The sequence below is a fragment of the Methanosarcina sp. genome, assembly GCF_035390745.1.
GTDB lineage: Archaea > Halobacteriota > Methanosarcinia > Methanosarcinales > Methanosarcinaceae > Methanosarcina.
On the sequence record NZ_DAOOUJ010000001.1, the window covers coordinates 45,927 to 70,908 of the forward strand.

Below are 24,982 nucleotides of genomic sequence, written 5' to 3' on the forward strand. Positions count from 1 at the left end.
TTATCCTCTGAAATTGAAAGATGATTAATTGAAATAACGTGAAGCTTTTACCCCGTTTGGGGCAGCTACCAGAACCCAGTTTACGCTGGAGTTTCCATCTGAGGTATCCAGCCAGATCTGCAGTTCCATTTCCTCTCCGGGGTCAAAAATTCCTGGATTTATCCTGTCCGGCACAATACTCTTTTTTGTCCATCTGTTTTCGGAAAGGTCTTTGCCTTCCTGATAGGGGATCCAGACAGTTTTCGTGGCGCCAGATTCATTTTGATAGTTAACTATTATATCCATGTAATTGAAATCCCCGATTTTTGTCGAGCCCGTATTCTGCAGGGATATCACGAAATCTGTTCCATCTGTGGAGACATCTTTAATCTCTACCTCTATTTCGGTTTTTAGAATGTCATTTCTGTTTTCCTGCATTTCAATAACCGAATTCGAGAGCCCGTTTGCCATGTAGAACCCTCCTTTTGAGCAGACATACGAGGCAAGAAGGATGGTTGCAACCGAAATCATTGCTGCAATTATTGACCCGAACCCCATCATGACACCGTGAAATAGGCCTCTTCAGAAACCCCGTTGTATGTACTGAATTTGATAAAGTATTTATCTCCGGTTGCAGGCAAATCTGCAGGTTTTATTTTTATACGCAGAGTCTCCCCTTTATCCCAGTTATCGTCCCCATCCTGTTCAATCAGGTAATTCCAGCCCGGGACCAGAGTTTCGTTTTTATCATAAGGGATGCGCTCAAAGTTCCCGGCTTCTCCGAAAAAGAGGTCGGACCCGGAAATTACGCCTGAAGGTATTTCCTTGCATCCCACATTCTTTACCCATATGTAAATTTCAGTGCCTTCAGCCCCTGTTGCTTCATGCAGAATTTCTATATCTGTCATGATCTGGTCTCCCATAGAGTCCGTACGGCTCATTATCGGGTCTCCGGCAGAGATGACCGAGGGATACACAGCTGAAACAAACCCGAATGCACATATGACGGATGCTATTGTCAGAATTGCAGAGCTTATCGATTCCCCACTCAATTTTCGACTCCCCGCTTTATTTTTTCCGCTTTTCAGGCAGGAAATGATGATCTTGATTTCAGATTAACCGTTTTGCCAGACTGGCTAATTTGCCAAACTGGCTAATATATGATTTTAAGTTGTATCAAATGGAACAATGTCAAATGATGCCGATAAACATGATAATTTCTCCAGTTATAAGATCCTGATTTATGAAAGTGATATTGATCTACTTCAGCTTAGCCCCTCAAATGTACTGCTCAGATCAGGTTTTCTGGCAGCAGTAAGTTTATCCTCCAGACTCTTCGGAGTATCAAATTCAACTGAGACACTCCCTATTTTCTTCTCTTTTTTTCTATCTTTCCGGCCTGGAGAGGTTTCATAACGCGGCTGGGCATTCTTAAAGCTTTCAGGGTTCAGGACGGCACTCAGCTGCGAAAGCACTGTGATGTTATCCTTCATGCTGACCTTATCTTCTTCCGCAGGCTCTTCAATTGAGAGGTTTGCGATATTTTCAATAATTCTTTTCGTCTCTTCCGGGAGCTGTCCGGTAAGAGTATAGAGGTTCAGCAGTTCTTTGAGGTTGTTGTGGCCTACTGTTCTTACAGCATAATCCACCCAGCGCATAAGTTCTACAAGCATGAATGTATCGATTTTTCGGAAATTTTCAGGTCCGTGTATTTCCTGTTTCTGAGAATTCTGCACAGAAGTTTTCTGGTCCAGTACGCATAGTCTCATGGAATCTTCTTCATTTTTTTCAATTTGATATGTGAGTTCCGAAACTTTTGCAGAATTTTTGCATTCCGCTTCTCCATTTCCGGCTATAGCTGGCCTGTTATCTGTATTCTCCTCTTTAGCCGGTACCGAATTCTTTAATGCTTCAGGGTAAGGGATGCTGCAGAAAGGATTTTCATTCTTGTTCACCAGATCTCTTATGTCCACAAGTAATTCTTTGATCTCCCCTTTCACTATTTTAAGTTCGGTTTCTATCTCGTTTACTCTTTTATCCAGTTCCATACTGACCACCTGAATACGAAAATAAAACTTTCCGTTTTTATACCCATAAAAGAGGGGAAGTATCCCCTAAAATCTGGGGTTACTTCAGGTTCATTACAGCGTCAATCTGGGGAGGTGTAACTCTGGTGATAGGCACTATTGCACCGACACTCGGTTTTATCTCAATCTTGAACTCTTTGTTTACCGCAGTTGCAGGGGTCTTCAGCATTGCGCCGGCTGGGACAGTGATGTTGAGTTCCACTTTTTCGTGCTGTTCCAGCACATTGTCTCCGTCGCTGGCTCCGATGAAGCTTTGTGACCAATCTACGCGCGGATTATAGGTAGCGTTGTCAGTGTAGGATACAACCATAAGTCCTGAAGCATTGTTGGCCCCTATGTCCACCGGGGATTGTCCTGCTGTGAGTTGAAGTGTAACAATTAGGTAATCTACCGAGGTACTAGCAGTCCCTTTTGCGATTACATCTCCAGCAATTTCAACTGAAGAGGTAGTCTGTTTGACACCCTCGTCAATTGTCTTCTTGGCGGTATCTGAGGTTGTAAAACCAGCCCCGAGCACTACATAAGAGAAAACTGCTGCCACCACTACGAAAGCGGTCAGCACTATTGCGGATTCAAGCCCTGTAAAGGCTTTATCGTCTTTTCTAAATATACTAAAAATCCCTTTCATTCTGTTTTCACTCCATCATTTCTTTTGAATGAAGGTATATAGAAAAGTCAAAAGGCCCCATTCCCCAGCACCCGATATTATTATTTTTTAATTGTGATTTACTATAGGAGATATACTCAGGAGCTGATACTCATGGTTCCAGTTAACTGACCCCCTATATACATGTTTATAATTTTACAACAGATATTCATCTCTCCTGATTTATTAACTTTTACCAAAAAATTATAAAGTTATTATATTAGTATTTATTTAAATTTTTGAAGTTATTTATAACTCCAGATATCTTCAGGCGAGATTTCCGGGAAAACTTAGAATTTTGGACCAGTTCTGGCAATATGTTTGAATAAAAAAATAGGATGTAAGTGAAGATTTCAATAAAAGCTCTCAATTTCGTGCTTTAAGGCTTCGACTGAAAACTTTTTCCTTACAAGAGGCATTTCGCTAATTGTCGGCACCATTTCTTCCAGTGTTTCCTTATCCTTTTTGTAAAATATGCCACTGGGAATTTTATCTCCCCATTCAAGAGATCTTTCGAACGCTTTTATCCGGTTGTAAGGGTCATAGTCGTCCTCAAGTCTGTAAATCCTGTCCCGGTACCATTTGAAAGTATTTACCTTATTAAAGGTAACACAGGGCTGAAGAATGTCAAGCAGGGAAAAGCCCCTGTGTGTTATTGCAGCCTTCATAAGCTCTTTCAGATGCTCCTGGTCTCCTGCAAAACCCCTGGCTACGAAACTGCAGTCCTGAGAGATTGCCAGAGAAAGAGGATTAAACGGATGTGAAAGGTATCCGAAAGGTTGAGCCTGTGTATACGTCCTTTTAGCTGACGTGGGAGATGCCTGTCCTTTGGTCAGCCCGTATATCTGGTTATTATGAACAAAAAGGCTGATATTCGGGTTCCTGCGGATCGCATGAAGGAAGTGGTTTCCGCCTTCTGCATAACAGTCTCCGTCCCCGGCAACTGCAATGACGTGCAGGGAATGGTTTGCAAGCTTTGCAGCCGTGGCAACAGGGAGAGTCCTTCCATGCAGCCCGTTAAATGTATGGCACTTTATATAGTGGGGCAGTTTTCCTGCCTGTCCTATCCCCGAAACTACAAGAACTTCCCAGGGTTCTATGCCGAGTTCGGCAAGTGCCTGTTTGATTGTTGAGAGGATCTGGAAGTTCCCGCATCCCGGGCACCAGGCAGGGACCTGACCTTCGTAGTCTTCAAAGGAAGGCATCTATTTCCTCCTTCAGGTTTTCAATTGTAAACGGTCTTCCATCGTATTTTAAGATCTGGTGCGTGAATTCAAAGCCTGTTTCAGTCCGCATGAGCTTTGCAAACTGCCCGCTGGCGTTATTCTCAATAGAGATAACAAGATTAGCATTTTTAAAGAGTTTTATGTAATCGAACCTGTCCAGTTCGGGAAACGGATATATCTGACTGAAGTGCATCATTGCGATTTTTCTGTCCTTCGAATAGATGTCAACTATCTCTTTCATCACACCGTAAGTAGAGCCATGCCCTACAAGCACTATTTCCGGAGAGGAGTCCCCATAGAGCAATGGAGTTTCGATTTCCTTTTTTATTTGAGGCAGTTTTTTCAGCAGCCTTTTCTGAACCATCTTTATGCGTGTTTCAGCGTCTTCTATGATGTGCCCTTCTTCGTCATGTTCATCGCTGTCTGCCACAACGATGTGTTTTCCAGCTTCTCCGGGGATTGCAAGAGGAGAGATTCCCGTATCCGTGTATCTGTAGCGTTTATACCCTTCTGCCCCTTCCAGGTCTTTTTCCCTTATCCGGTAATCATTGTATATAAGGCGCTTGAGGTCAAAGTTTTCAAAGGTCCATTCCGACTCCCCAAGATATTGATCAGATAGAATAAAAACAGGGATCTGGTACTTCTCTGCAAGTTCGAATGCCTTATTTGTAAGGTAAAAAGCCTGTTCAGGGGTTCCCGGCTCAAAGATCACCCTTGGAAATTCTCCATGCCCTGCATGCAGGACAAAAAGCAGGTCTCCCTGCTCGGTGCGTGTGGGCAAACCCGTTGCAGGTCCTGGGCGCTGCATTTCTGCGACCACGAGTGGAGTTTCAGTCATTCCTGCAAGGGAAAGGCCTTCTTCCATGAGGGAGAACCCTCCTCCCGAAGTTCCTGTCATGGATCTAACGCCTGCAAAAGAGGCTCCTATTGCCATGTTGACTGCTGATATTTCATCCTCAGCCTGTTCAATTACCAGCCCGTATTCTTCTGCCCTCGAGGCCAGATAATTCAGAATCCCCGTTGAAGGAGACATGGGGTATGCCGAATAGAACATGCAGCCTGACATAAGGGCTCCCATTCCTATTGCACGGACCCCGTCTATGAGCAGGAGCTTTCTGGATTCCGGTTCAGGAATTCCAAAGGCTTCACAGCGAGTGCAGTTTGAATGGGCGTAGTTATACCCTGCTTCTGCACAGGCTATGTTTTTCTCAGTTATTTCTTCCCCTTTTTCTTCGAAAGTCATTCTTAAAATACCATTCAGGACATCAAGCCCCAGATCAAGCAGCCCCAGAACTGCCCCTGTTGCTACGGTATTTGCCATGACGCTGTTCTTTCCTATGTCAAGCGCTATTTTTCTAAAAGGGATATCTATAAACTGAGGACCTTCAAATTTCTTTTTTATGCTCTCTGAGTCGTAAAGTATAAACCCCCCGTCTTTGACACTGTTTTTGTGGATTTCGATTGTATTCCGATCAAGAGCCAGAAGAATATCAACTGCTTCTTTTGAAGCCATAACCTGCCGGTCAGAAAAGCGTATCTGATAATAATTATGCCCGCCGCGTATCCTTGACATGTAGTCCTGGTGCGTGAATACGTGATATCCTTTTCTGGAAAAGATTTTTGCAAGGGCTCCTCCTATTGTTTGCAGCCCCTGTCCTGCTTCTCCACCTACTCTGAGTGTGTAGTCCAGAAACTTAACCTCCAACCTTCCTTTATGTTTTCTGATCTCTCAGGTAATTCCCATAATTACTTTGTTTGCCCTCTCTTAAGATACTCTCTTATGTTTCTTAAATATAATTTTAAGATTCTATGAGAATTATGGGAGTGTAAAAATAGATCTCACAACCTCTCTCAAAAATACAGTAAAACAGAAACTCTTCTTATTTCCTTTATTCTTTCTTTTCCTGTTCTCCCCTGCCTTTTTCAGGCTTTTATCCCCTTATCTAAAGAGTATTATTATTAAGCCTTAAATAATCTTGCTCACGAACCCTGTATGGAAACTGGATGAAATATGAAATATAAAATCTGACATTAAATTGACCATCAATAAGCTCACATAAATACAAAAAAGAAGGTGACGAAATCGGGAACATAACCAGATACCTTTTGAATCGGGTTATCCGATACTATTTTGCTTATCTGGAACTAAACAGGTTTCTAAGAACAAAGTCTTCCCATCAGTATAATAAGTCTTTACGAATTTTTCTTAAAATAAATTAAGTATCGTCCCAAAAAGAATACAGCCGATCAAAACAATCCCCAGTATAAGTATATCCATCTGAAGTACAGAGTATAATATAAAAAAACAAATCAGTGACGTAATCGCACAGGCCAGAACATCAACAGGATTACTCATGCCTGCCTCCATTACTATTTAGAAGTTCACATTGTGATAAGCATTTCTAATTTGAATCAAAATTTAATATTATCCTGAGTATAAACCTCAAATCTCTTTTAAAAATGATAATTGAAATACTTAGGCGTAACCTGGATCTACTGGCTGCCTGCTTTCTAATATGTAATATGAATAACAGAATTAACCTAATCACTTCAGAATTAACCTAATCACTTCAGAATTAACCTGAATCACTTCAGAATTAACCTGAATCACTTCAGAATTTATCCTGTCCACTGAAGCTGTAAGTCGAAAAGAAAAGTGGAATACCCTTCCCTCTTTCTTTATGAGGAAGGGATTTTCTTGTTTTTTAGTCCTGAGTCAGGTTGCGTCTTTATTCGCCGGTTGACCCTGAATAATTTTCCTGTACTTCTATGGTTTCAGAACTTCCCGCGTCCGAGCTGTGCATGAGCGCGTGCCAGGTGTCCGGCAGCCTGTGCCCCTATAAGGGAAATCTCTCCTGCAAGGACTGCAGAGGCTACAATTTCTGCAAATTTTCGCGAGTTTATTCCGGGAATATCTCCTGCTCCTGCAACTCCAAGGATATTCAGGCAATCCCTCTGCGTTCCAAGGCCGGTACCTCCACCTACGGTACCTACAGGAAGGGCTGGAAGTGTGACAGAACAGTGGATCTCGTCGTATTTTGTGAGCTCCATACTCGTAATTGCTGTGCTGCCTTCAACAACATGCGCCGCATCCTGTCCGCAGGCGAGATAGATAGCAGCGATGATATTTGCAGCATGGGCATTGAATCCCATGGCTCCTGCCCTTGCCGAACCAAGCAGGTTTTTGCTGTAATTTACTTCAAACATCGACTCCGGCGTACATTTGAGAGTTTCTTTTACTATCTCCTGAGGAATGGTTACCTCGGCAACTACAGTTTTTCCTCTGCCAAGAATAGTGCTTATGGACGCAGGTTTTTTGTCTGTGCACATATTTCCTGAAAGGGTGACAGGGTGTGCACCAAACTCATCTTCTATAAGGTGCATTACCGCATCCGTGGCTATGGTCACCATATTCATGCCCATTGCGTCTTTTGTATCATAGGAAAACCTGAGGTAGACATATGTTCCGGTAACAAAGGGCTTTACTGAGAGAAGTTTCCCAAATCTGGTCGTCTTTTCGGCAACCTGTTTCATCTGCTCGAAAATTTCAGGGCTCTTCACCCAATTATAAAACTTTTTAGCTCTATCAAGGCTCTCCAGCTTAAAGACCGGAGCTCTGGTCATCTCATCTTCAAAAACTCTTACGTTTGCCCCGCCTGACCTGGTAATTACCGAGCAGCCGCGGTTTACACTGGCAACAAGAGCTCCTTCCGTTGTAGCCAGAGGGATATAATATTCAGCATTAGCATATTCTCCATTTACCTTCAGAAGCCCGGCAACTCCCAGAGGTATCTGGACTGCTCCTATCATGTTTTCAATATTTCTCTTTGTTACGGTTTCTACGTCTAAAGAGAAATTCTGTATATGCTCGAATTCAAGTTTTGCATACTCCTGAATAGCAAGTCTTCGGATTTTTACGGCTGTCAATGGGTCTGCAAACTCTTCAATCTTACGAAATGCTATATCTCCATCGAGAACTTTTTGCAAAAGAAGTTTTTCTTCCTCAGTAAGTTCATAACCTTCTAAAAACATGATATCACCAACTGGTCTTTTTACTTCTTACTAAAAATTAAAGTCTTGTGGTGCTGCAGCAAAGAATGCAAATTCGAATGTATTACTCGTCGAACATGGCTCCTTGAATTAAGATCATATTCCCTTTATCTGAATATCTGCATATTAACATATAATTCATTCCTCTAAAACAGTTTTTTACACTATCTGGCATAGTTCAGAGGAATATTATTGGAATCTATAATGACTCTTATTTTTTTGTAGCAGTTTTTATATTATTGCTTAAAAACATTTTTCCAGTCTGTTTAATTCTGGCAGATCCACCTTCAATGTTTAATCAGGTTTTCAATCCTGAACTGATTCTAAAAGAGATGTTGAGAATAGCAGCGAATTCCAAATAGTATCTTATGTTATTTTTGAAGTACTGCAGAAAATACTTAAAAAAATAATTATAATGTGATAACTTTTATGTAATTATTTTAAAAGAGATTTGAAAATAGCTTTAAATATCCTTTAAAGTTAGCCTGTAATAGCTGTCAGGCTCAGAAATTAATTATCAGCTGGTTTTCCTCTTGGTATGTTAAAAAGAGTTCAGCTACATCTGTTGAGCAAATAAATTCAATTCCTGGGATCAACTCCTCTTTCTTAAGGCCGATCATGTCTGAGGCAAGCTGACAGCACCGGAACTCTACTCCCATATCGATGCATTCCTGAACAGCGTCGTCGTATTTGGGCGATCCTCTCGTTTTATCTTTCTTTGCAAGTAAGACTCCCATCGGTCCCCATAGAATTACCAGAACATGGAGGCCTTTACTCCTGTAATATTTAGCAAACTTGAGAGTTTCCTGCGGGCTGGTGCTTTCGTACACCATGTTTTTGAGTAACAGTAGTACCTTTTCGACTTTTGTCATAAGAACCCCAGGTCTGAATAATACTTTTCTGAAACAGATTACCTGGATGTATATAAAGTTTCACATTGAAATCGAGGATATATCCATTTTTTCACTCTATTTATATAAATTTGCTAAATCCCCTGGAAACCTTTGAAACCTGTACATATACCTAATTTAGCTAATTTTACTGGGGTCCGGGAATCACCATTAACTTTTTTCTCAGAAAATTGTCTGAATCCTTCTAGATCTAAGAATTTATAAAGTAAAAAGGTTCTCTATAGTGCCAGGTTCTGAAATTCTATTTGACTGATGTAATCACGTATGATGCAGACCTATAATCTATACTTTATATAGTCGGTACTTTTGAGTATGAAATTGGTAATTGGTTCTAAAAATAGATCAATCATAATACTTTTTCTTTAAGTTGTTCTTCATTTTTTGGATATTTTTCCCCAAGTCCGTATTACAGTTTTCGATGATGGGAACTTAGAAAATTGAAATTTTTCACCTGAATAATTTACGGATTTACCAGGATAGCGGGAAAAGTATTTTTTTGTAATGTTTTTACCTATAACCTTATATACTTTATTCAATTATAAATAAAGTTAATATATAATTTATTGGGAGATTATTTGTCTATGGTATCACTTGATTATGATTTAGAACGTCCAAAACAAAAATATGTTCAAAAAAAAACTACTGAAGAATCGGATAAGGAAGCGCAGGAAATAAGCTGGTTAATAGATAACCTTCCTGTCACTACTTTCAGAGTCGCAAATGATTCTTCCTTCAGTATGATTTACGTAAGTAATAATGTTGAAGAACTAACAGGTTATTCCAAGGATGATTTCCTTTCTCAAAAGGTATCCTGGGCTGATATTATTTATTCTGAAGATGCTTCGAAAGTCGATAAGGCTATACAGAAGGCGACTAAGAGCAAAACTCCATATCAGATTGAATACAGGATTAAAAGAGCAGATGGTAATGTCATATCCATTCAGGAGCAGGCTCATGCAGTGAAAGATGACAAAGGAAACGTAGCTTATTTTGACGGAGTATTTCTGGACTTAACTCAACAGATAATCCTGCGGGATGAGTCTCAGAGAGCAATTGTTAGCAGCATACCCAAGCCTTCTTTTGCATATTTTGTAGATTCATCAAAGAAAATAAAGTTTCTTAACGATTACTTCGCAGAAATCTGCAACCTTAAAAGTGTAAATGATCTCGTTGGAAAATCTCCTTCTGACATCGTAGAAAGCAGTACTTTAGTACACGGTAATGGAAAGACCAAATCGCTTGCTGAAGAAGTACTGGAAACCGGTGCAGGTGTCTTCAATGTTGAAGGGACTATTAAACTCAGGGGTGCTGACAGAGCTTTATATGTAATCTGTTCTGCCACTCCGATAAAAGATGAGACTGGTACAGTTATCGGCAGTCTCACTGTCCTCACTGATATGACCGAGATGAAAGACAAGGAAAAAGAAATTCAGGAACTTTTAGAATATACTAACAGTTGCCTGAAGAATCTTGGAGAAGGTATCAGGAGACTAAGTGAAGGGGACCTTGAAGCTCATCTTGATAAGATTAAAGATGACGATTTTGGCAGGACCTTTGACGAATTCAACAGTCTTGTTCTCAATTTGAAATCTGTTATTGGTAACATCCTTGAAGATATGCTTACCACGCTGGAAGAAGCCCGCCAGTCCGAAGAGGCTGTCGGGCAGATGAATGCCGGCATGCAGCAGATCTCAACGGCTGCAGAGCAGATTGCAACCGGTTCGGAGAACCTTTCAAGGCATGCCGGCACAGCAGCTTCTGACATAAAAGCTTCTCAGGAGATCTTTAAAAAGCTCAGCGACTCTTCCACCAAATCCTCCAGCTATGCTTCGCAGGCAGGTAAAAAGAGCGATGAAGCCCAGGCAATAAGCAACCAGGCACTGGAGGATGTGGAACAGGTCGTTGCAGAAATCTCCAAACTTGGAGATATCGTCCACTCTCTGGATGATGCTGTCAACAACATAGGGTCTGTCACCGGAAAAATCAAATCCATTGCTGACCAGACAAACCTTCTTGCATTGAATGCAGCCATTGAAGCTGCAAGAGCCGGTGAATACGGCAGAGGATTTGCTGTTGTTGCCGATGAGGTTAGAAAACTTGCTGCCGATTCGAGAAAGAGCACTGATGAAATTAATGAAATTGTCACAAACGTCCAGAAAGAGACGAAAAAAGTGACTGAAGCTATTAATGTTGCTGACGGTCAGGCTAAAACCGGAAGCAAGAACATTAAACAGGCTCTGAATATGAGCCATGAAATTGCCGATGCAGTTGCCACTATAAACTCCATGCTTGCCGAACTTGACAGGCTTTCAGATGAAGGGCTCAACAAAATTGAAAATATCGAGAAAAGCATAAGTGAGACCGCATCCACAGCCGAAGAAAATGCTGCAAGCAGCGAAGAAACCTCGGCTGCAATCGAAGAACAGACTGCTGCCATGCAGCAGGTAAGCAGTTCGGTAAAGAATGTCAGCGGGCTTGCCCAGAAAACAGTTGATGCTCTCATGGATAATTTTAAAGTATCTGAGGAATCGAAATCTCTTCTGCAAAACCGCAGGGGTTTTGAGAAAAAAGGAAAACGATAAGGCACTTAATTCGTAATTTTTAGAATTCAGGGCTAATGGAATAAAGCAATTTTTTCTATTAGCCCTGTTGATATATATAACATAGTTAATGGTTCATTTAACTGTCCCAGAACAATTTTGTTTTCCAGTCATATTCGTATTTTTTTAGTAATGGGCGATTATGCTCTGAAAATTCTCCTTATATATACCTCTCTATGTTTTTGCCACTAACCAGGCTCTATTTTTCATCGCCAGTATGTTATAGATTAATTATTCTGTATTGGGGGATGACAGCTGGGTGGAAAGTTTCTTTTTTACCTATACATTTAAATACTTCCTACAATTATAATCATAGTTATTATATATATGATCAGGGGATTGATTGCACGTGACTTCCATAGTAACTGATTTCAGAAGGGCGAAGCAAAACAACTCATCAAAAAAATTAGTTGATGAGGGGGGTTTAAAAACAACAAATATTGGATCCTTAATGGATAGCATTCCAGTAACTATTTTCAGGACATTGAACGATTCAGCATGGTCGATCCGCTACATTAGTGAGAATGTGTTAGAATTAACCGGCTATTCCAGGGCGGATTTTCTTTCCCATAAGTTGTCATGGTTTGAAATTGTTTATCCAGAGGATGTTCCATTAATTGACAGGAGTATAAAGAAGGCTAAGACAAACGGAACTGCTTACCAGGTAGAATATAGGATCAAAAAAGCAGATGGCAGTACGGTATTCATTCAGGAACAGGGCCATCTGGTGAATGATGAAACCGGAAAACTTGCTTATATTGACGGAATTTTTCTGGATATAACTGCGCAAATAAAACGTAGAGAAGAGTCCCAGAGGGCAATTGTAAGCAGCATACCCAAACCATCACTTGCACTTTATGTAGATTCTTCTGCTAAAATAAAGTACATCAATGACTATTTTGCGAAAGTATGTAAGTTTAGAAGTGCAGGTGAAGCAACAGGTCTGTCACCTTCTGATCTAGTGGAAAGCAATGGAAAAAAATCACTTGCTGAAACAGTTCTGGAAACTGGAAAAGGGGTTTACAACCTTGAGAGGGCACTTAAACTTAAGGCACTGGATAAACCTCTGCAGACAGTAACCTCTTCCGTCCCAATAAAAGATGATTCTGGGGCAACTGTCGGAAATCTCACGATCATAACTGATATGACCGAGATGAAAGACAAGGAAAAAGAAATTCAGGACCTTTTAGAATATACTAACAGTTGCCTGAAGAATCTTGGAGAAGGTATCAGGAGACTAAGTGAAGGGGACCTTGAAGCTCATCTTGATAAGATTAAAGATGACGATTTTGGCAGGACCTTTGACGAATTCAACAGTCTTGTTCTCAATTTGAAATCTGTTATTGGTAACATCCTTGAAGATATGCTTACCACGCTGGAAGAAGCCCGCCAGTCCGAAGAGGCTGTCGGGCAGATGAATGCCGGCATGCAGCAGATCTCAACGGCTGCAGAGCAGATTGCAACCGGTTCGGAGAACCTTTCAAGGCATGCCGGCACAGCAGCTTCTGACATAAAAGCTTCTCAGGAGATCTTTAAAAAGCTCAGCGACTCTTCCACCAAATCCTCCAGCTATGCTTCGCAGGCAGGTAAAAAGAGCGATGAAGCCCAGGCAATAAGCAACCAGGCACTGGAGGATGTGGAACAGGTCGTTGCAGAAATCTCCAAACTTGGAGATATCGTCCACTCTCTGGATGATGCTGTCAACAACATAGGGTCTGTCACCGGAAAAATCAAATCCATTGCTGACCAGACAAACCTTCTTGCATTGAATGCAGCCATTGAAGCTGCAAGAGCCGGTGAATACGGCAGAGGATTTGCTGTTGTTGCCGATGAGGTTAGAAAACTTGCTGCCGATTCGAGAAAGAGCACTGATGAAATTAATGAAATTGTCACAAACGTCCAGAAAGAGACGAAAAAAGTGACTGAAGCTATTAATGTTGCTGACGGTCAGGCTAAAACCGGAAGCAAGAACATTAAACAGGCTCTGAATATGAGCCATGAAATTGCCGATGCAGTTGCCACTATAAACTCCATGCTTGCCGAACTTGACAGGCTTTCAGATGAAGGGCTCAACAAAATTGAAAATATCGAGAAAAGCATAAGTGAGACCGCATCCACAGCCGAAGAAAATGCTGCAAGCAGCGAAGAAACCTCGGCTGCAATCGAAGAACAGACTGCTGCCATGCAGCAGGTAAGCAGTTCGGTAAAGAATGTCAGCGGGCTTGCCCAGAAAACAGTTGACGCTCTCATGGAGAACTTCAAAGTATCTGAGGAATCGAAGAACAGTCAGCTCTCTTCTGCAAAACCACAAAATTTTGACAGAAAGAAAAGTTCAAAGATGTACTGAATATTGAATCTGTTTGATTCGGGGTCTAATGGGGCGTATTAATTTGAATTATGTAGCTTCCTAAGCCCCTGCAGGGTGATAAAATGAGTTATCATAGTCAGATCGTAAACGTGGATAATACAATTCAGGTGATTGTCTTCAGTCTTGGAGAAGAGCGATATGGCGTCGAAATCTCTCAGGTAAAAGAGATTATCCTGCCAACTCAAATCACCAGAATTCCAAATGTGCCTGGCTTTGTAGAAGGAGTCCTGAACCTTAGAGGCCAGATAGCAACAATCATCAATCTCAGGAAGAGACTGGGAAAAGAACCGAAGAAGAATGATGAAAATACCCGGATTATTGTCATCGAATACAATAGTGCTACTATAGGGATGATGGTTGACAGTGTAAGTGAAGTCAAGTACCTGTCTTCTGAGAATATCGAAGAAATACCCAAATTTTTGGCTTTAAGAGATGATTCCAGGTTCTTAAAGGGAGTGGGAAAACTTGAGGACGGGCTTCTCACATTAATGGACCTTAGAGAGTTATTCAGCGAAGAAGAGCTGAAGGAGATAAGGGGATGACCGAAAAAGTCCACCTTAGAGCTCCTATTAAAATTTATGATGGCGGATGGGTGGATGTAGAACTTGTAGTCACAGACAGCAATCTGGTTATTGGAAAACGGAGCATCCCCCTGAGGGAAATAGAAGACCTGGAAGATGTTGAAATTGAGGGCGTCAATTGTATCCAGATTAAAAAAGAGGATAAAATTATACTTCAGCTCCCTAAAAATCTCCATCAACAGGTCTTCAAATTCATTGCATTTAATCTCAAAGCAGATAAGTTTGCAGTGTTTTTCCTGTCGTCCGCAACTGTTGGGGGCGTTGTTTCATCGAATGCACAGTGGGAAAAAGGGTATTTCAGTGTAACAGATGAAGGTTTCTGGTTTTTGTCCGCCAAATATCAGAAAAGAATCCCTATTGAGAATCTCGGATCTGTTAAAACTGACCTTAGAAACGTGGGCGGGAAACAGAGGAAAGTCCTTGTCCTGTCCCACGTTGAAAAAAGTAACGTAGTAACAAGCCTGGTCCTTTGCCCGGAAAGCACGCTGGAAATGCTTGAAGGCTATCTTCAGAGGCTCTTCGAAAAACATAAACCGGCAATTAACCTGTCCGACAATGAAATGGAAATTCTGACTCTGATATATTCCGGGCTGGATTTTGCGTCAGTTGAAAACATAGTCGGAGTATCAACGGATGAATTAAATAATTATTATGATCGCCTTGTCGATGCTGGACTGGCTAAAGTCGTAAAAATTAGAAAAGAAATAGAATTGACCCCTCGCGGGGTAAGTATGGTTGATAAAATATCTAAGAGATAATTTCGGGGGATACATATGGCAAAAGTATTGATTGTTGATGATACTGCTTTTATGAGAAAACTTTTGAAAAACATTCTTTTCGGTGCAGGATTCGATATTGCAGGGGAGGCCGAAAACGGACAGCAGGCTGTGGAAATGTACAGGACGCTCAAGCCAGACGTTGTTACAATGGATGTTGTCATGCCTGAAATGACGGGAATTGACGCACTAAAACAGATAAAGACCACTATAGATAAAGATGCCAAAATTGTGATGTGCACTGCTATCGGGCAGGAAAACATCGTAAAAACAGCCATCAAACTGGGGGCAAGAGGCTACATTATAAAACCTTTCCAGGCTCCGAAAGTCATCGAAGAAATAAAAAAAGTAGTCGGTGAATGAGTCTGGGGATAGCATGATTCGTACTCTTATTGTTGATGATTCTGCCTTCATGCGGATGGCAATAAGAAGCATGCTTGCCAGCAGCCCGGATATAAAGATAGTCGGAGATGCGTGTAATGGAAAAGAAGCTGTAGAAAAGTCAAAAGCATTACACCCTGACATAATCATAATGGACGTTAACATGCCAGTCATGGACGGGCTGACAGCTGTTAAAACCATTATGAGTACGGACCCTGTCCCCATTATCATGTTCAGTACCCTGACTGTAGAGGGCTCAAAAGAAGCACTGGAGGCTTTGCAGCTTGGAGCAATAGATTTTGCTCCAAAATCCGAATCTCACCAGGATGTGAATAAGTCTGAGAAAGAGCTTGTTGATAAAATAAGAAATATTCACAGCTCAAATCCAAACATCTTAAGATTAATTAATATGAGGAAATTCAAAGGTGAGGTTGTCAGGGGAAAATGGAAAGGTGCCGGCGACTTTGGGATTCTCATTGGGTCATCTACGGGAGGTCCTTCAACCCTTGAACAGGTACTTCCAAGGCTTCCCGGAGACCTGCCTGCTCCGGTATTTGTCGTCCAGCATATGCCTGAAGGTAATTTTTGCAAACAACTGGCAGACAGACTGAATTTCCTGTCTGAGCTGAAAATTAAGGAAGCCATAAATAATGAAAAGGTATCCGCAGGTGTTGTTTACATAGCCCCGGGAGGCTATCACATGACCCTTAGAAAGGCTCTTGGTGTGGTCAGAATAAAACTCGTAAAAGGCCAGCCGGTTCATGCTGTAATGCCTGCAGTTGATGTGACTGCTGAAAGCCTGTTAGAGGTATATGGAAAGAATATAGTAGCCACTATTCTTACGGGTATGGGATTTGACGGAGCTGCCGGATTTAAAAAGATAAGGGATGCGGGCGGCTCCACAATTGCATGCAGTGAAGATACTTGCATTATTTTCGGAATGCCAAAAGCTGCAATAGAAGCTGGAGCTATTGATGTCGTGAAACCCATTTTTGAGATCCCTGAAGAAATAGTGAGGATGTCGGAGGTGAAATGCAATGGAAAGTGATATGGCAGCCTATAAAAGCGATTTCCTTCAGGAAGTATATGAGTGTCTCGATATATACAATCAATCTTTTGTGGATCTGGAAAACGGAGACACTGCTGCAGTTGATGAAATTTTCAGAATTACCCACACAATCAAAGGAATGGCCGGGTTTCTTGGATATGCTTCACTTGAACATCTGTGCCACACCATGGAAGAAGTCCTCTGCGGCATAAAAAACGGAGAAATAGATATAGATGGTGACCTTGTCGATATCCTTCTTTCAACAGTAGATAGAATAACGGATATCGTCAAACAGATAGAAAGTGCAGATAATGATAATGTAAAAATAGATGATCTGGTAGAAGCTTTTCAAAATTACGATAAAACAAAGAACGAAGAGCATGAGCCTCATTGCACTCTATCTGCAGAAAATAAGGAATCATCTCCGACAACAACAGCTGTACAGCAGCCAGTGGAAAATATTTCTTCAAGCTCTGAACCTGAGGAAAATGGAGGAACATGCAGTCTGGATGACTGTAACCTTGTTCTGGAAGTAATTCTTGTCAAAGACTGTGTCATGAAAGGTTTGCGAGCATCATTAATCATAGAATCTCTCAAAGAGCTAAGCAGACTGGCTAAAATAGAGCCTGATGAAAATGAGATGGACAACAGTTTTGACGGCCATTTTAAAGTGTTCCTTTCAGGAGACAGCAGCAAGGTTGAAGGGCTGATGGACAGAATTTCTGAAATTGAACATTTCAATATTTCTGAAATTAAACCGACTAATAAGGCATGTGAAACAGCTGCACAGCAGTCGGAGGAAAATATCCCTGCAGTTTCTGAACTCCGGGAAAACGGGGCAGCCTGCAGTCTGGATGATTGTAACCTTGTTCTGGAAGTAATCCTTGTCAAAGACTGTGTCATGAAAGGTTTGCGAGCGTCCTTGATTATTGAATCTCTCAAAGAGGTATGCAAACTGGCTAAAATAGAGCCTGATGAAAGCGGGATGGACAACAGTTTTGACGGCCATTTTAAAGTGTTCCTTTCAGGAGATCACAGCAAAGTTGAAGAAATTATGGCCAGAAATTCTGAAATTGAACATTTTAATATTTCTGAAATTAAACCGGTCAATAATGCATTTAATGACGAAATTAAATGCGATAGCTCTTTCTCAGAGAAATCTCAACACGATGTTCATTCAACCGCAGATGCTCCTGTTGAACCAGCGGCTGTTTCAGGGTTAGGCGACAGAAATTCATTTCACTCCTGTATATACAGCTTGATAGCAAGAATGCGCTGCATTTTAAGCAGAATAAGCAAGTCCATAAATTGTTTCAAAAGAACCGAATCCGCGGTAGTGCTTCAGAAGAACAGATGTAGTGGCTCTTCCGCAGATCATCCGGATCCACAGGAAACTCCTGCTCCCAAACCGGCTTCTGAGGTAATTCCTGCAGTTTCTGATCAAAAGCTGCAGCTGGAAGAAGTTAATGTTCTGGAGCAGATTCCAGAAAAGGTTTCTAAGAAAATTCTTTCTGAAAAAGTTTCTGAGACGATTCTTCCAGAACAGGGTATTCCTGCTCAGGAGATGCGGCTGGATAAAGCCCAGTCTCTGGTAGAGAATTCCGGGAGCATCCCTGCTCGTGAGTTACATCCACAGGAAGCTCCGGAGATTGAGGATCAGGAAACGGAATCAAGCAGCCATTCTTCTGAATCAGCATCATCTGCAAAATCACCTGTGGAATCTAAAAGAGAGGAAACCATCCGCGTCAGGACCTCTAATCTGGATAATATAATGAATCTTGTTGGTGAGCTTGTCATTAACAAAGGACGACTGCTTCAGATATCTCAGCAGTACAACTTGCCTGAGCTGGGAGAAGCAACCGGGACTCTGGATAAATCAATTTCGAGCCTTCAGGATGAAGTAATGAGAATAAGGATGGTAAAAATTGAGAGGGTGTTCAGCAAGTTTCCGCGTATGGTGAGGGACTTAAGCAGAAAATTAAACAAAGATATTGAGTTTGAAGTTGAGGGGCAGGATACAGAGTTAGACCGAACAATTTTAGATGAAATCAGTGATCCTCTGGTCCACCTTGTGAGAAATGCTGTAGATCATGGCATAGAATTCCCTGAAGACCGGGAAAAAGCTGGAAAAAGCGGCACCGGACACATAAAGCTCTCAGCAAGAAGAGAGAAAAACAACGTAATAATCGAGATCGAAGATAACGGCAAAGGCATAGATGTTGAAGTAATAAAAAGGAAAGCTATCGAGAAAGGTCTATTATCCTCATCAGATGCAGAAAACCTCAGTGAAGAAGAAATCCGGATGCTCATTTTTGCCCCGGGATTTTCGACAAAGGATGTCCTGACAGAGGTCTCCGGCAGGGGCGTGGGGATGGATGTAGTAAAAACTGCGGTTGAGAAACTTGGAGGAAAGGTTAAGCTATATTCGAAGAAAGGGGAATTTACGAAAGTCAGAATTGACCTGCCTCCTACGGTTGCTATAATAAAATCCCTTCTGGTAGATGTGGGTCCAGAAACATATGCGATTCCTATCTCCAATGTCGTGAAGGCTTTGAGCGTTGACAGCAGCGACTATAAGCTCGTTAAAGAAACTCCTGTGCTTTATATCAGGGACAAACTAATACCAGTTGTCGAATTGAAGGAATTTTTTAATGTTGAATGTGAAAAGCTTGATCAACAAATCGCCATAATTGTCGAAAAAGAAAATGAAGAAGTTGGCCTGATAGTCGATTCGATCATTGACCAGCAGGAAATTGTCATTAAACCACTTGGAAATGTGTTATCGAATTCGAAAGGATTTATTGGTGCCACGATACTGGGGGATGGGCGTGTGATACCGATTATAGATGTTTCAATGCTTATTAAAGGTGATAGTGATGACTAATTTAGATAATCTTACTGATGTGGAAATGGATGTTTTGAAGGAACTGGGTAGTATTGGAACTGGACATGCTGCAACATCCCTTTCCCAATTACTCAATAAAGATGTCTATTTTTCAGTTCCTGAAGTCAAGGTAGGGGAAATAAAAAATCTTTCCAGCGAATTCATTGGCGAGGTCGTCGCAGGAGTAATTATAGCACTTCAGGACCTCGAACAAAAAAAGTCTGGATATCTGTACATAATGTTTCCGGAAAAGTCTGCAAAAAAAATTGCAGGCGATTTATTTGGAATGGATGAGCTGGATGAGGAGATGTATGCGTCCACAATTATGGAGGTCGGAAATATATTATCTTCGTCTTTCTGTGACGCGTCAGCTGACTTTATGAACATCATATTACTTCCGTCCCCACCAAGTTTCGCAGTAGATGTTCCCACTGCAGTCATTGATTCGGTAGTTTCACAGATGGCCAAAAACAGCAACCATATTATTCTATTTGAGACCGCTTTAAGCTCTGATGCAGACATTGAGATTTATTTAGCCCTGCTTCCTGAATCCTGTCTGCTTGATGATATGATGAAGATACTGGGACAACTATGAGCAGCGATATTTTGTTCGTGTCGAATGGAAGTGGAAAAGCGATTTTCTTAACCGGCAGAGATGTACTGGTAAAATCCTTCTGTTCACTTTCAGATACCTGCTCGTCCAGGGATTCCTGCCGATCATGTTCCCTTATTAATGCTGCAAAGAATCATCTGACGGGCACTAAATCAGAATCGAACGTTAAGGAGCTGGATGGAGAACTGTCTGCCGGTATAGGGGAGTATAAAATCGGGAGAAATGTCCTCTTAAAAGGCATGGGCCTTGGTTCATGCATTGGAGTTATTCTTTCCGATGTTTCGACAGGTATATGCGGTATCGCACACGTGCTGCTTCCGGGAGCCTCAGAGAAAGGCGAGACCAAGTATGCCGAAACCGCGATAGAAAAAATGTTTGAAGATATGGTGAAAATGGGAGCCAGAAAAAGCAGGATTACTGCAAAGTTTGCAGGAGGGGCTCAGGTTTTCAAGCATATGAACCTTGATATGCTTAAAATCGGTGACAGGAACGCGATATCTGTTGAAGAGACACTGGTCAAAAAAAATATACCTATTCTGGCAAAAGACGTCGGCGGAGATGTCGGCAGGAATGTTATTTTTAATCCTGCTGACGGAAGCATGATTGTTAAGTATACTACTAAAGGGGATGTATTGTGGTTATAAATGTTGATGACGACTTTAATTTTCTTGTTCGAAAGATTTCTAGGTCGTCGGGTATTGTTCTTACAGGGTACAGGGACAGTTATCTTAAAAGAAGAATTGACCTGAGAATGAAAGCTGCAGGTGTGGATAACTATGCAAAGTATCTGAGGCTCCTGGAAAGAGATCAAAGCGAGATGAAAGAGGTCATAAATACACTTACAGTAAACGTTACCGAGTTTATGCGGGATAAAACTCCATTTATGTTTTTCCGGGAAGAAATCCTGCCTGACATAATGGAAAGAAAAAAGCAGTGTAAAAGCAATATCGTCAGGTTCTGGAGCGCAGCCTGTTCTTATGGGGAAGAACCTTATTCAATTGCAATTTGTTCAAGAGAGGTTTTGCCGGATGACTGGACTGTATCCATTTATGCAACGGATATTGAAGAAAAATGCCTTAGAGGTGCTTCAGAGGGGATCTACAGCAGAGAACAATTGAAAAACCTTGATCCTTCAATTGTAATGAAGTATTTTGAGCCTTCAGGGGAGGACTTCAAAGTAAAAAATATCCGCAAGCTGTCGATCAGATTTCAGAAGCATGACCTGACAAGCGAAGCTCCAGTATCAAAACATTTTGATGCCGTATTCTGCAGAAACGTCATGATATATTTCAATGAAGGCCAGAAAATAAAAATGTTGAAGGACTTTTATGAGGCTCTTTCAGATGACGGTTATCTTATTATTGGCAAATCCGAAACTTTGCCGATCGAAATTAGAGAATTGTTCGCCCCTGTGAGTGTAAAAGAGAAGATTTTCAAAAAAGTCTAACATTTTTAAAAAAATATCTGACAGATTGTTTATGTTTTTTTCAATTCAGGTCTCTTATTTTTTCCAATTACTTTTTTATTTCTTTTTTATAGTGAGTCAGGTTGCTGAAGTTTTCAACTTTACAGCTGTTTATTATTCAGCAGTATTTTTCTCACAGCTTACAGGTTTTTAACTTATCTGCCGAGGTATGGAACAGGCTGGTCTGCCTGGAATTATGTGATCTTTTACATTTGTTTGCATACCTTTACATGGAGTGAGATTTTTTTTCTATTAGGTTTTTTAAAACTAAATTCATTAATTCCTATATTTTTCTTTAACTGCTTATAAATAGTTGTAAACAAGGCTTTACACAAAGTGTCTCGTGTATGTATAGAAAAGTATGTAATAATTTAATTTTGTTTTTCTTATTGTTGTGAAATTACTTCGATATGTTGCGGCAATAACGAAAATAACGAATCTCAAGCCTTTATATTTTCATAATTGAGATATTAATTAATTTATTTGTCGGTTTTTATCTTAAAATTAATTACTTTTTTTATGAAGTTAAATCTTAATTTTATTTGAAATAAAGCACCTCTTAATATCTTTCTATTTTTGCTAAGTTATGTAAACATTATTTGATTTAAGTTCCAGTTTTTAAAATAAAAACATATCAATAAGCTTAATATTTTATTGAGCGTTTTCCAGGATGTTATCAAAATATTTTGTTTTTTGTCCAGAAATACCCTTTAATTTACCTCTATTTTTGTCTATTTTTGTTCAAAGTAAGCCTTGTAACAGCCGAAACATTTATAATATTATCTGATATTATATTTGGTGTTATAATAATCACACCAAATTGAGGTGAATTATTATGTGGAATCGATTATCTAAAGATGAAAAAGGGTTTACCGGGCTTGAAGCCGCAATTGTGCTGATAGCCTTTGTCGTCGTAGCAGCAGTTTTCAGCTACGTCATGTTGGGAGCGGGGTTCTATACAACCCAGAAAAGCCAGGAAGTCGTGCACACTGGTGTAGCTCAGGCAAGCAGCAGCATTGCACCTTCAGGAGATGTAATCGTCAGAGCCGACGATGACGGCGGTAATGCAGATCAGATTACATTCTACATTACAAACACTGCCGGTGGAACCTCTGTGGACCTGGATAAGACAATTCTTACTTACACAGATGAAGATGACTTTGTAACAAGGGAATATATGGTCGACAGTACCACTACTCCTGTAACCAAAGGGCCGACTTCCATTCCTGCCGACGGTGCCTGGGGAAATACCTATGGATGGGTATATGACGGTGTGATTGTCACCAACGATGATAATCTGCTCGAAAAAGGAGAGAAGTACAAGGTAGTAATTGATGTCACTCAATTACTTGCAACCAGTACTGCAAAGACCCTGCCTGAAGTAAATGAACAGGTCAAGATTGAGGTCAAGCCACCAGAGGGTGCAGTCCTTACTTTAACAAAGTCACTGCCAGCTGCATTATCTGCAGACCAATTCTATCCGGTCTACTGAGGTGATTCATAATGTGGAAAATATTCTCTAAAGATGAAAAAGGATTTACCGGGCTTGAAGCTGCAATTGTTCTCGTAGCATTTGTAGTAGTGGCTGCAGTTTTCAGCTACGTCATGCTCGGAGCAGGTTTCTATACAACTCAGAAAAGCCAGGAAGTTGTGCATACAGGAGTAGCTCAGGCAAGCAGCAGTGTCGAATTGAGTGGAGACCTAATTGCCAAGGGTGATGCAGGAACTCCTCCTACTGAAATTGACACTCTTACTCTCTGTCTGCAGCTCACTTCAGGCGGTTCATCCGTTGATATGGCTAAGACACTTATAGTTGTTTCAGCTCCAGATATTGCACCAACTGAATTGACTCTGGGTGGATCTGCTGATGCAGACAACTTTGCTGTAACAGGCAAGTATAACGCTGATACTGATAACCTTCTCGCTAAAGGTGAGAAATTCGAATTAACCGTCGATCTGGATGCTGTGGCTGCTGCAGCTACTGTTCCTACAAGTGTAGGAGCTAACGACGAGTTCCAGCTTGAAATCAAGCCGCCTCAGGGTGCTTCTTACACCATTCACAGGCAGGCACCTGCATCAATCAGTGCTATAATGACACTCGTCTAAAAATAAATTTAAAGCAGTGGTGACACTCTTCGGAGTGCCATTACTTTTATTTTTTAACGCTACAGCTTTGGTGATATTATGGGGGACTCATTTGACCAGTCAATGATTGATAAAATTGTGGCTACAGCAGAAAGCGACACTATAGAATCCAAAGTTGCAAGTCTTGAAGAAGAAGTAAACGAGATCAAAGGCTCTATTAAGAATCTTCTCATGGACATAAGAGAAACAATGAGTGTCCTTGAAAACCCTTTCCAGAATATCCAGGGGATTGCCAATATTTCCAGTGCTATAGTAAGTCCTAAGCCTGCTGAAGAGATCCCTGAAGAACGTCCTCCTAAAAAAGAAGAAGTAAAGGAAGACGAGCCTGAGGAAGAAGATCTGGAAGTGGAGAAGGTTCCAAAGAATTTCCTTGAAGATCTTAAAAAGGCTGCCAAAAGACAGCAAAAAAGGGGAGACTCAAAACTCATTGATCCCATTTCCTTCTATAAGACTATTGTCTGGTGCAAGGATATGGCGGGGAAATACAATCAGGATGCCATAAAGGAATTGCTTGAAGTGTTCACACTTTTAGGATACATTCCTGGTGAGATTAAAGAGATCATTGTTAAAATACTTGATATCCTGTTCAAAAACAACAATCTTGATGACGCAGTTGTGGACCTGTACAGGCTTTATCACATACTTTATCCGGAAGACCTGTCTCTTGACTCAAAAATGCTGGATCACATCCTGAATGAAAAAGCTAAATCACATCCTGAATGAAAAATAAGAGGGGAAAGAATACATGTCAAAGGAAGTGATAGCTTCAGCAATACTCGTAATCGTGAGTGTCATAGCTGCAGTAGCTTTTGTTAATGCCATCCTTCCTTCGGTATATAGTCTCTCCGGATCTTATAGCTCCGTTGCTCAAACAATGGAAGACCAGTTCAAATCAGATATCGATATCATCTTTATTTATCCTGATGGAAATAATATTAATGTTTGGATAAAAAATGTTGGGTCATCAAATATACCTCTTGAAAAATTAGAACTCAGTGACATATTTATCATTTCTTCTTCAAGCTATTGCAATCCCGGATTTGAGTCTGCTTCAAATCCAGCATGGGATTTCACTCTTGCAAATGGGGACGGGGATACCTGGAATCGTGGGGAGACGATTAAGGCAACTATAACTCTTGACAGCTTGCCCAGTGATATTTACAAAATCACTTTCTTCCTCTACAACGGGGTATCAACATCAGATACATTCTCAACGTGATAT

General features: G+C 40.9%; 22 protein-coding genes. 14 read left to right on the plus strand and 8 right to left on the minus strand.

Annotated elements, in window-relative coordinates:
- Positions 1–24 precede the first annotated feature (24 nt).
- The 8 genes from PLL47_RS00230 to PLL47_RS00265 form a co-directional block, all read right to left on the minus strand.
- Entirely contained in the window at positions 25–540 is a 516-nt protein-coding gene (locus tag PLL47_RS00230) for an archaellin family protein (RefSeq protein ID WP_324443469.1), read from the minus strand.
- On the minus strand, positions 537–1,031 hold the full coding sequence (locus PLL47_RS00235; RefSeq protein ID WP_324443471.1) for an archaellin family protein: 495 nt from the start codon (positions 1,029–1,031) through the stop codon (positions 537–539). The genes PLL47_RS00230 and PLL47_RS00235 overlap by 4 nt, the downstream gene beginning before the upstream one ends.
- Positions 1,032–1,244: 213 nt before the next feature.
- A complete protein-coding gene (locus PLL47_RS00240; RefSeq protein ID WP_324443473.1) occupies positions 1,245–2,027 on the minus strand; it encodes a hypothetical protein in 783 nt (260 codons plus the stop codon).
- Between the two features lie 79 nt (positions 2,028–2,106).
- On the minus strand, positions 2,107–2,694 hold the full coding sequence (locus PLL47_RS00245) for a flagellin (RefSeq protein ID WP_324443475.1): 588 nt from the start codon (positions 2,692–2,694) through the stop codon (positions 2,107–2,109).
- 371 nt (positions 2,695–3,065) lie between these two features.
- Positions 3,066–3,917 (minus strand): 2-oxoacid:ferredoxin oxidoreductase subunit beta, encoded by an 852-nt coding sequence (locus tag PLL47_RS00250; protein WP_324443477.1) that lies wholly within the window; start codon positions 3,915–3,917, stop codon positions 3,066–3,068.
- Positions 3,904–5,643, minus strand: coding sequence for a 2-oxoacid:acceptor oxidoreductase subunit alpha (locus PLL47_RS00255; RefSeq protein WP_324443479.1), 1,740 nt, complete (start codon positions 5,641–5,643; stop codon positions 3,904–3,906). The genes PLL47_RS00250 and PLL47_RS00255 overlap by 14 nt, the downstream gene beginning before the upstream one ends.
- Before the next feature lie 1,070 nt (positions 5,644–6,713).
- Positions 6,714–7,970, minus strand: a complete 1,257-nt coding sequence (gene hmgA, locus PLL47_RS00260; RefSeq protein WP_324443481.1) for a hydroxymethylglutaryl-CoA reductase (NADPH) — start codon at positions 7,968–7,970, stop codon at positions 6,714–6,716.
- 521 nt (positions 7,971–8,491) lie between these two features.
- Positions 8,492–8,860, minus strand: coding sequence for a DsrE family protein (locus tag PLL47_RS00265; RefSeq protein ID WP_324443483.1), 369 nt, complete (start codon positions 8,858–8,860; stop codon positions 8,492–8,494).
- 620 nt (positions 8,861–9,480) lie between these two features.
- On the opposite strand from PLL47_RS00265, the gene PLL47_RS00270 reads away from it, so the two are divergent.
- The 14 genes from PLL47_RS00270 to PLL47_RS00335 all read left to right on the plus strand — a co-directional run bounded on the left by PLL47_RS00270 (position 9,481) and on the right by PLL47_RS00335 (position 24,979).
- Complete coding sequence (locus PLL47_RS00270) at positions 9,481–11,481, plus strand: methyl-accepting chemotaxis protein (protein ID WP_324443485.1); 2,001 nt, start codon at positions 9,481–9,483, stop codon at positions 11,479–11,481.
- Positions 11,482–11,950: 469 nt separating this feature from the next.
- Positions 11,951–13,846 carry a methyl-accepting chemotaxis protein gene (locus PLL47_RS00275; protein ID WP_324443487.1) on the plus strand — a complete coding sequence of 632 codons (1,896 nt, stop codon included), beginning with the start codon at positions 11,951–11,953 and terminating at the stop codon, positions 13,844–13,846.
- A gap of 83 nt (positions 13,847–13,929) precedes the next feature.
- The gene (locus PLL47_RS00280) at positions 13,930–14,409 is read left to right on the plus strand and encodes a chemotaxis protein CheW (RefSeq protein ID WP_324443489.1); all 480 of its coding nucleotides are present in this window, start codon (positions 13,930–13,932) and stop codon (positions 14,407–14,409) included.
- Positions 14,406–15,206: a DUF8579 domain-containing protein gene (locus PLL47_RS00285; RefSeq protein ID WP_324443491.1), complete on the plus strand. Its 801-nt coding sequence runs from the start codon at positions 14,406–14,408 to the stop codon at positions 15,204–15,206. Before PLL47_RS00280 ends, PLL47_RS00285 begins: the two co-directional genes overlap by 4 nt.
- A 15-nt stretch (positions 15,207–15,221) precedes the next feature.
- Complete coding sequence (locus tag PLL47_RS00290) at positions 15,222–15,587, plus strand: response regulator (protein ID WP_324443493.1); 366 nt, start codon at positions 15,222–15,224, stop codon at positions 15,585–15,587.
- Between the two features lie 13 nt (positions 15,588–15,600).
- The gene (locus PLL47_RS00295) at positions 15,601–16,653 is read left to right on the plus strand and encodes a protein-glutamate methylesterase/protein-glutamine glutaminase (protein WP_324443495.1); all 1,053 of its coding nucleotides are present in this window, start codon (positions 15,601–15,603) and stop codon (positions 16,651–16,653) included.
- Positions 16,643–19,537, plus strand: a complete 2,895-nt coding sequence (locus PLL47_RS00300; RefSeq protein WP_324443497.1) for a chemotaxis protein CheW — start codon at positions 16,643–16,645, stop codon at positions 19,535–19,537. The genes PLL47_RS00295 and PLL47_RS00300 overlap by 11 nt, the downstream gene beginning before the upstream one ends.
- The gene (locus PLL47_RS00305) at positions 19,530–20,132 is read left to right on the plus strand and encodes a chemotaxis protein CheC (protein WP_324443499.1); all 603 of its coding nucleotides are present in this window, start codon (positions 19,530–19,532) and stop codon (positions 20,130–20,132) included. The genes PLL47_RS00300 and PLL47_RS00305 overlap by 8 nt, the downstream gene beginning before the upstream one ends.
- Positions 20,129–20,794 carry a chemotaxis protein CheD gene (locus PLL47_RS00310; RefSeq protein WP_324443501.1) on the plus strand — a complete coding sequence of 222 codons (666 nt, stop codon included), beginning with the start codon at positions 20,129–20,131 and terminating at the stop codon, positions 20,792–20,794. Before PLL47_RS00305 ends, PLL47_RS00310 begins: the two co-directional genes overlap by 4 nt.
- Complete coding sequence (locus PLL47_RS00315) at positions 20,785–21,597, plus strand: CheR family methyltransferase (RefSeq protein WP_324443503.1); 813 nt, start codon at positions 20,785–20,787, stop codon at positions 21,595–21,597. The genes PLL47_RS00310 and PLL47_RS00315 overlap by 10 nt, the downstream gene beginning before the upstream one ends.
- Before the next feature lie 853 nt (positions 21,598–22,450).
- Positions 22,451–23,107 (plus strand): flagellin, encoded by a 657-nt coding sequence (locus tag PLL47_RS00320; RefSeq protein ID WP_324443505.1) that lies wholly within the window; start codon positions 22,451–22,453, stop codon positions 23,105–23,107.
- Between the two features lie 11 nt (positions 23,108–23,118).
- Positions 23,119–23,721, plus strand: a complete 603-nt coding sequence (locus PLL47_RS00325; protein ID WP_324443507.1) for a flagellin — start codon at positions 23,119–23,121, stop codon at positions 23,719–23,721.
- Between the two features lie 78 nt (positions 23,722–23,799).
- Positions 23,800–24,483, plus strand: coding sequence for a hypothetical protein (locus tag PLL47_RS00330; protein WP_324443509.1), 684 nt, complete (start codon positions 23,800–23,802; stop codon positions 24,481–24,483).
- Positions 24,484–24,505: 22 nt separating this feature from the next.
- Complete coding sequence (locus PLL47_RS00335; protein WP_324443511.1) at positions 24,506–24,979, plus strand: archaellin family protein; 474 nt, start codon at positions 24,506–24,508, stop codon at positions 24,977–24,979.
- Positions 24,980–24,982 lie beyond the last annotated feature (3 nt).

Coding starts and splice junctions, on each gene's coding strand:
- PLL47_RS00230 (WP_324443469.1), bottom strand. CDS start 540: ATGATGGGGTTCGGGTCAATAATTGCAGCAATGATTTCGGTTGCAACC.
- PLL47_RS00240 (WP_324443473.1), bottom strand. CDS start 2,027: ATGGAACTGGATAAAAGAGTAAACGAGATAGAAACCGAACTTAAAATA.
- PLL47_RS00245 (WP_324443475.1), bottom strand. CDS start 2,694: ATGAAAGGGATTTTTAGTATATTTAGAAAAGACGATAAAGCCTTTACA.
- PLL47_RS00250 (WP_324443477.1), bottom strand. CDS start 3,917: ATGCCTTCCTTTGAAGACTACGAAGGTCAGGTCCCTGCCTGGTGCCCG.
- hmgA (WP_324443481.1), bottom strand. CDS start 7,970: ATGTTTTTAGAAGGTTATGAACTTACTGAGGAAGAAAAACTTCTTTTG.
- PLL47_RS00265 (WP_324443483.1), bottom strand. CDS start 8,860: ATGACAAAAGTCGAAAAGGTACTACTGTTACTCAAAAACATGGTGTAC.
- PLL47_RS00270 (WP_324443485.1), top strand. CDS start 9,481: ATGGTATCACTTGATTATGATTTAGAACGTCCAAAACAAAAATATGTT.
- PLL47_RS00275 (WP_324443487.1), top strand. CDS start 11,951: ATGGATAGCATTCCAGTAACTATTTTCAGGACATTGAACGATTCAGCA.
- PLL47_RS00280 (WP_324443489.1), top strand. CDS start 13,930: ATGAGTTATCATAGTCAGATCGTAAACGTGGATAATACAATTCAGGTG.
- PLL47_RS00285 (WP_324443491.1), top strand. CDS start 14,406: ATGACCGAAAAAGTCCACCTTAGAGCTCCTATTAAAATTTATGATGGC.
- PLL47_RS00290 (WP_324443493.1), top strand. CDS start 15,222: ATGGCAAAAGTATTGATTGTTGATGATACTGCTTTTATGAGAAAACTT.
- PLL47_RS00295 (WP_324443495.1), top strand. CDS start 15,601: ATGATTCGTACTCTTATTGTTGATGATTCTGCCTTCATGCGGATGGCA.
- PLL47_RS00300 (WP_324443497.1), top strand. CDS start 16,643: ATGGAAAGTGATATGGCAGCCTATAAAAGCGATTTCCTTCAGGAAGTA.
- PLL47_RS00305 (WP_324443499.1), top strand. CDS start 19,530: ATGACTAATTTAGATAATCTTACTGATGTGGAAATGGATGTTTTGAAG.
- PLL47_RS00310 (WP_324443501.1), top strand. CDS start 20,129: ATGAGCAGCGATATTTTGTTCGTGTCGAATGGAAGTGGAAAAGCGATT.
- PLL47_RS00320 (WP_324443505.1), top strand. CDS start 22,451: ATGTGGAATCGATTATCTAAAGATGAAAAAGGGTTTACCGGGCTTGAA.
- PLL47_RS00325 (WP_324443507.1), top strand. CDS start 23,119: ATGTGGAAAATATTCTCTAAAGATGAAAAAGGATTTACCGGGCTTGAA.
- PLL47_RS00330 (WP_324443509.1), top strand. CDS start 23,800: ATGGGGGACTCATTTGACCAGTCAATGATTGATAAAATTGTGGCTACA.
- PLL47_RS00335 (WP_324443511.1), top strand. CDS start 24,506: ATGTCAAAGGAAGTGATAGCTTCAGCAATACTCGTAATCGTGAGTGTC.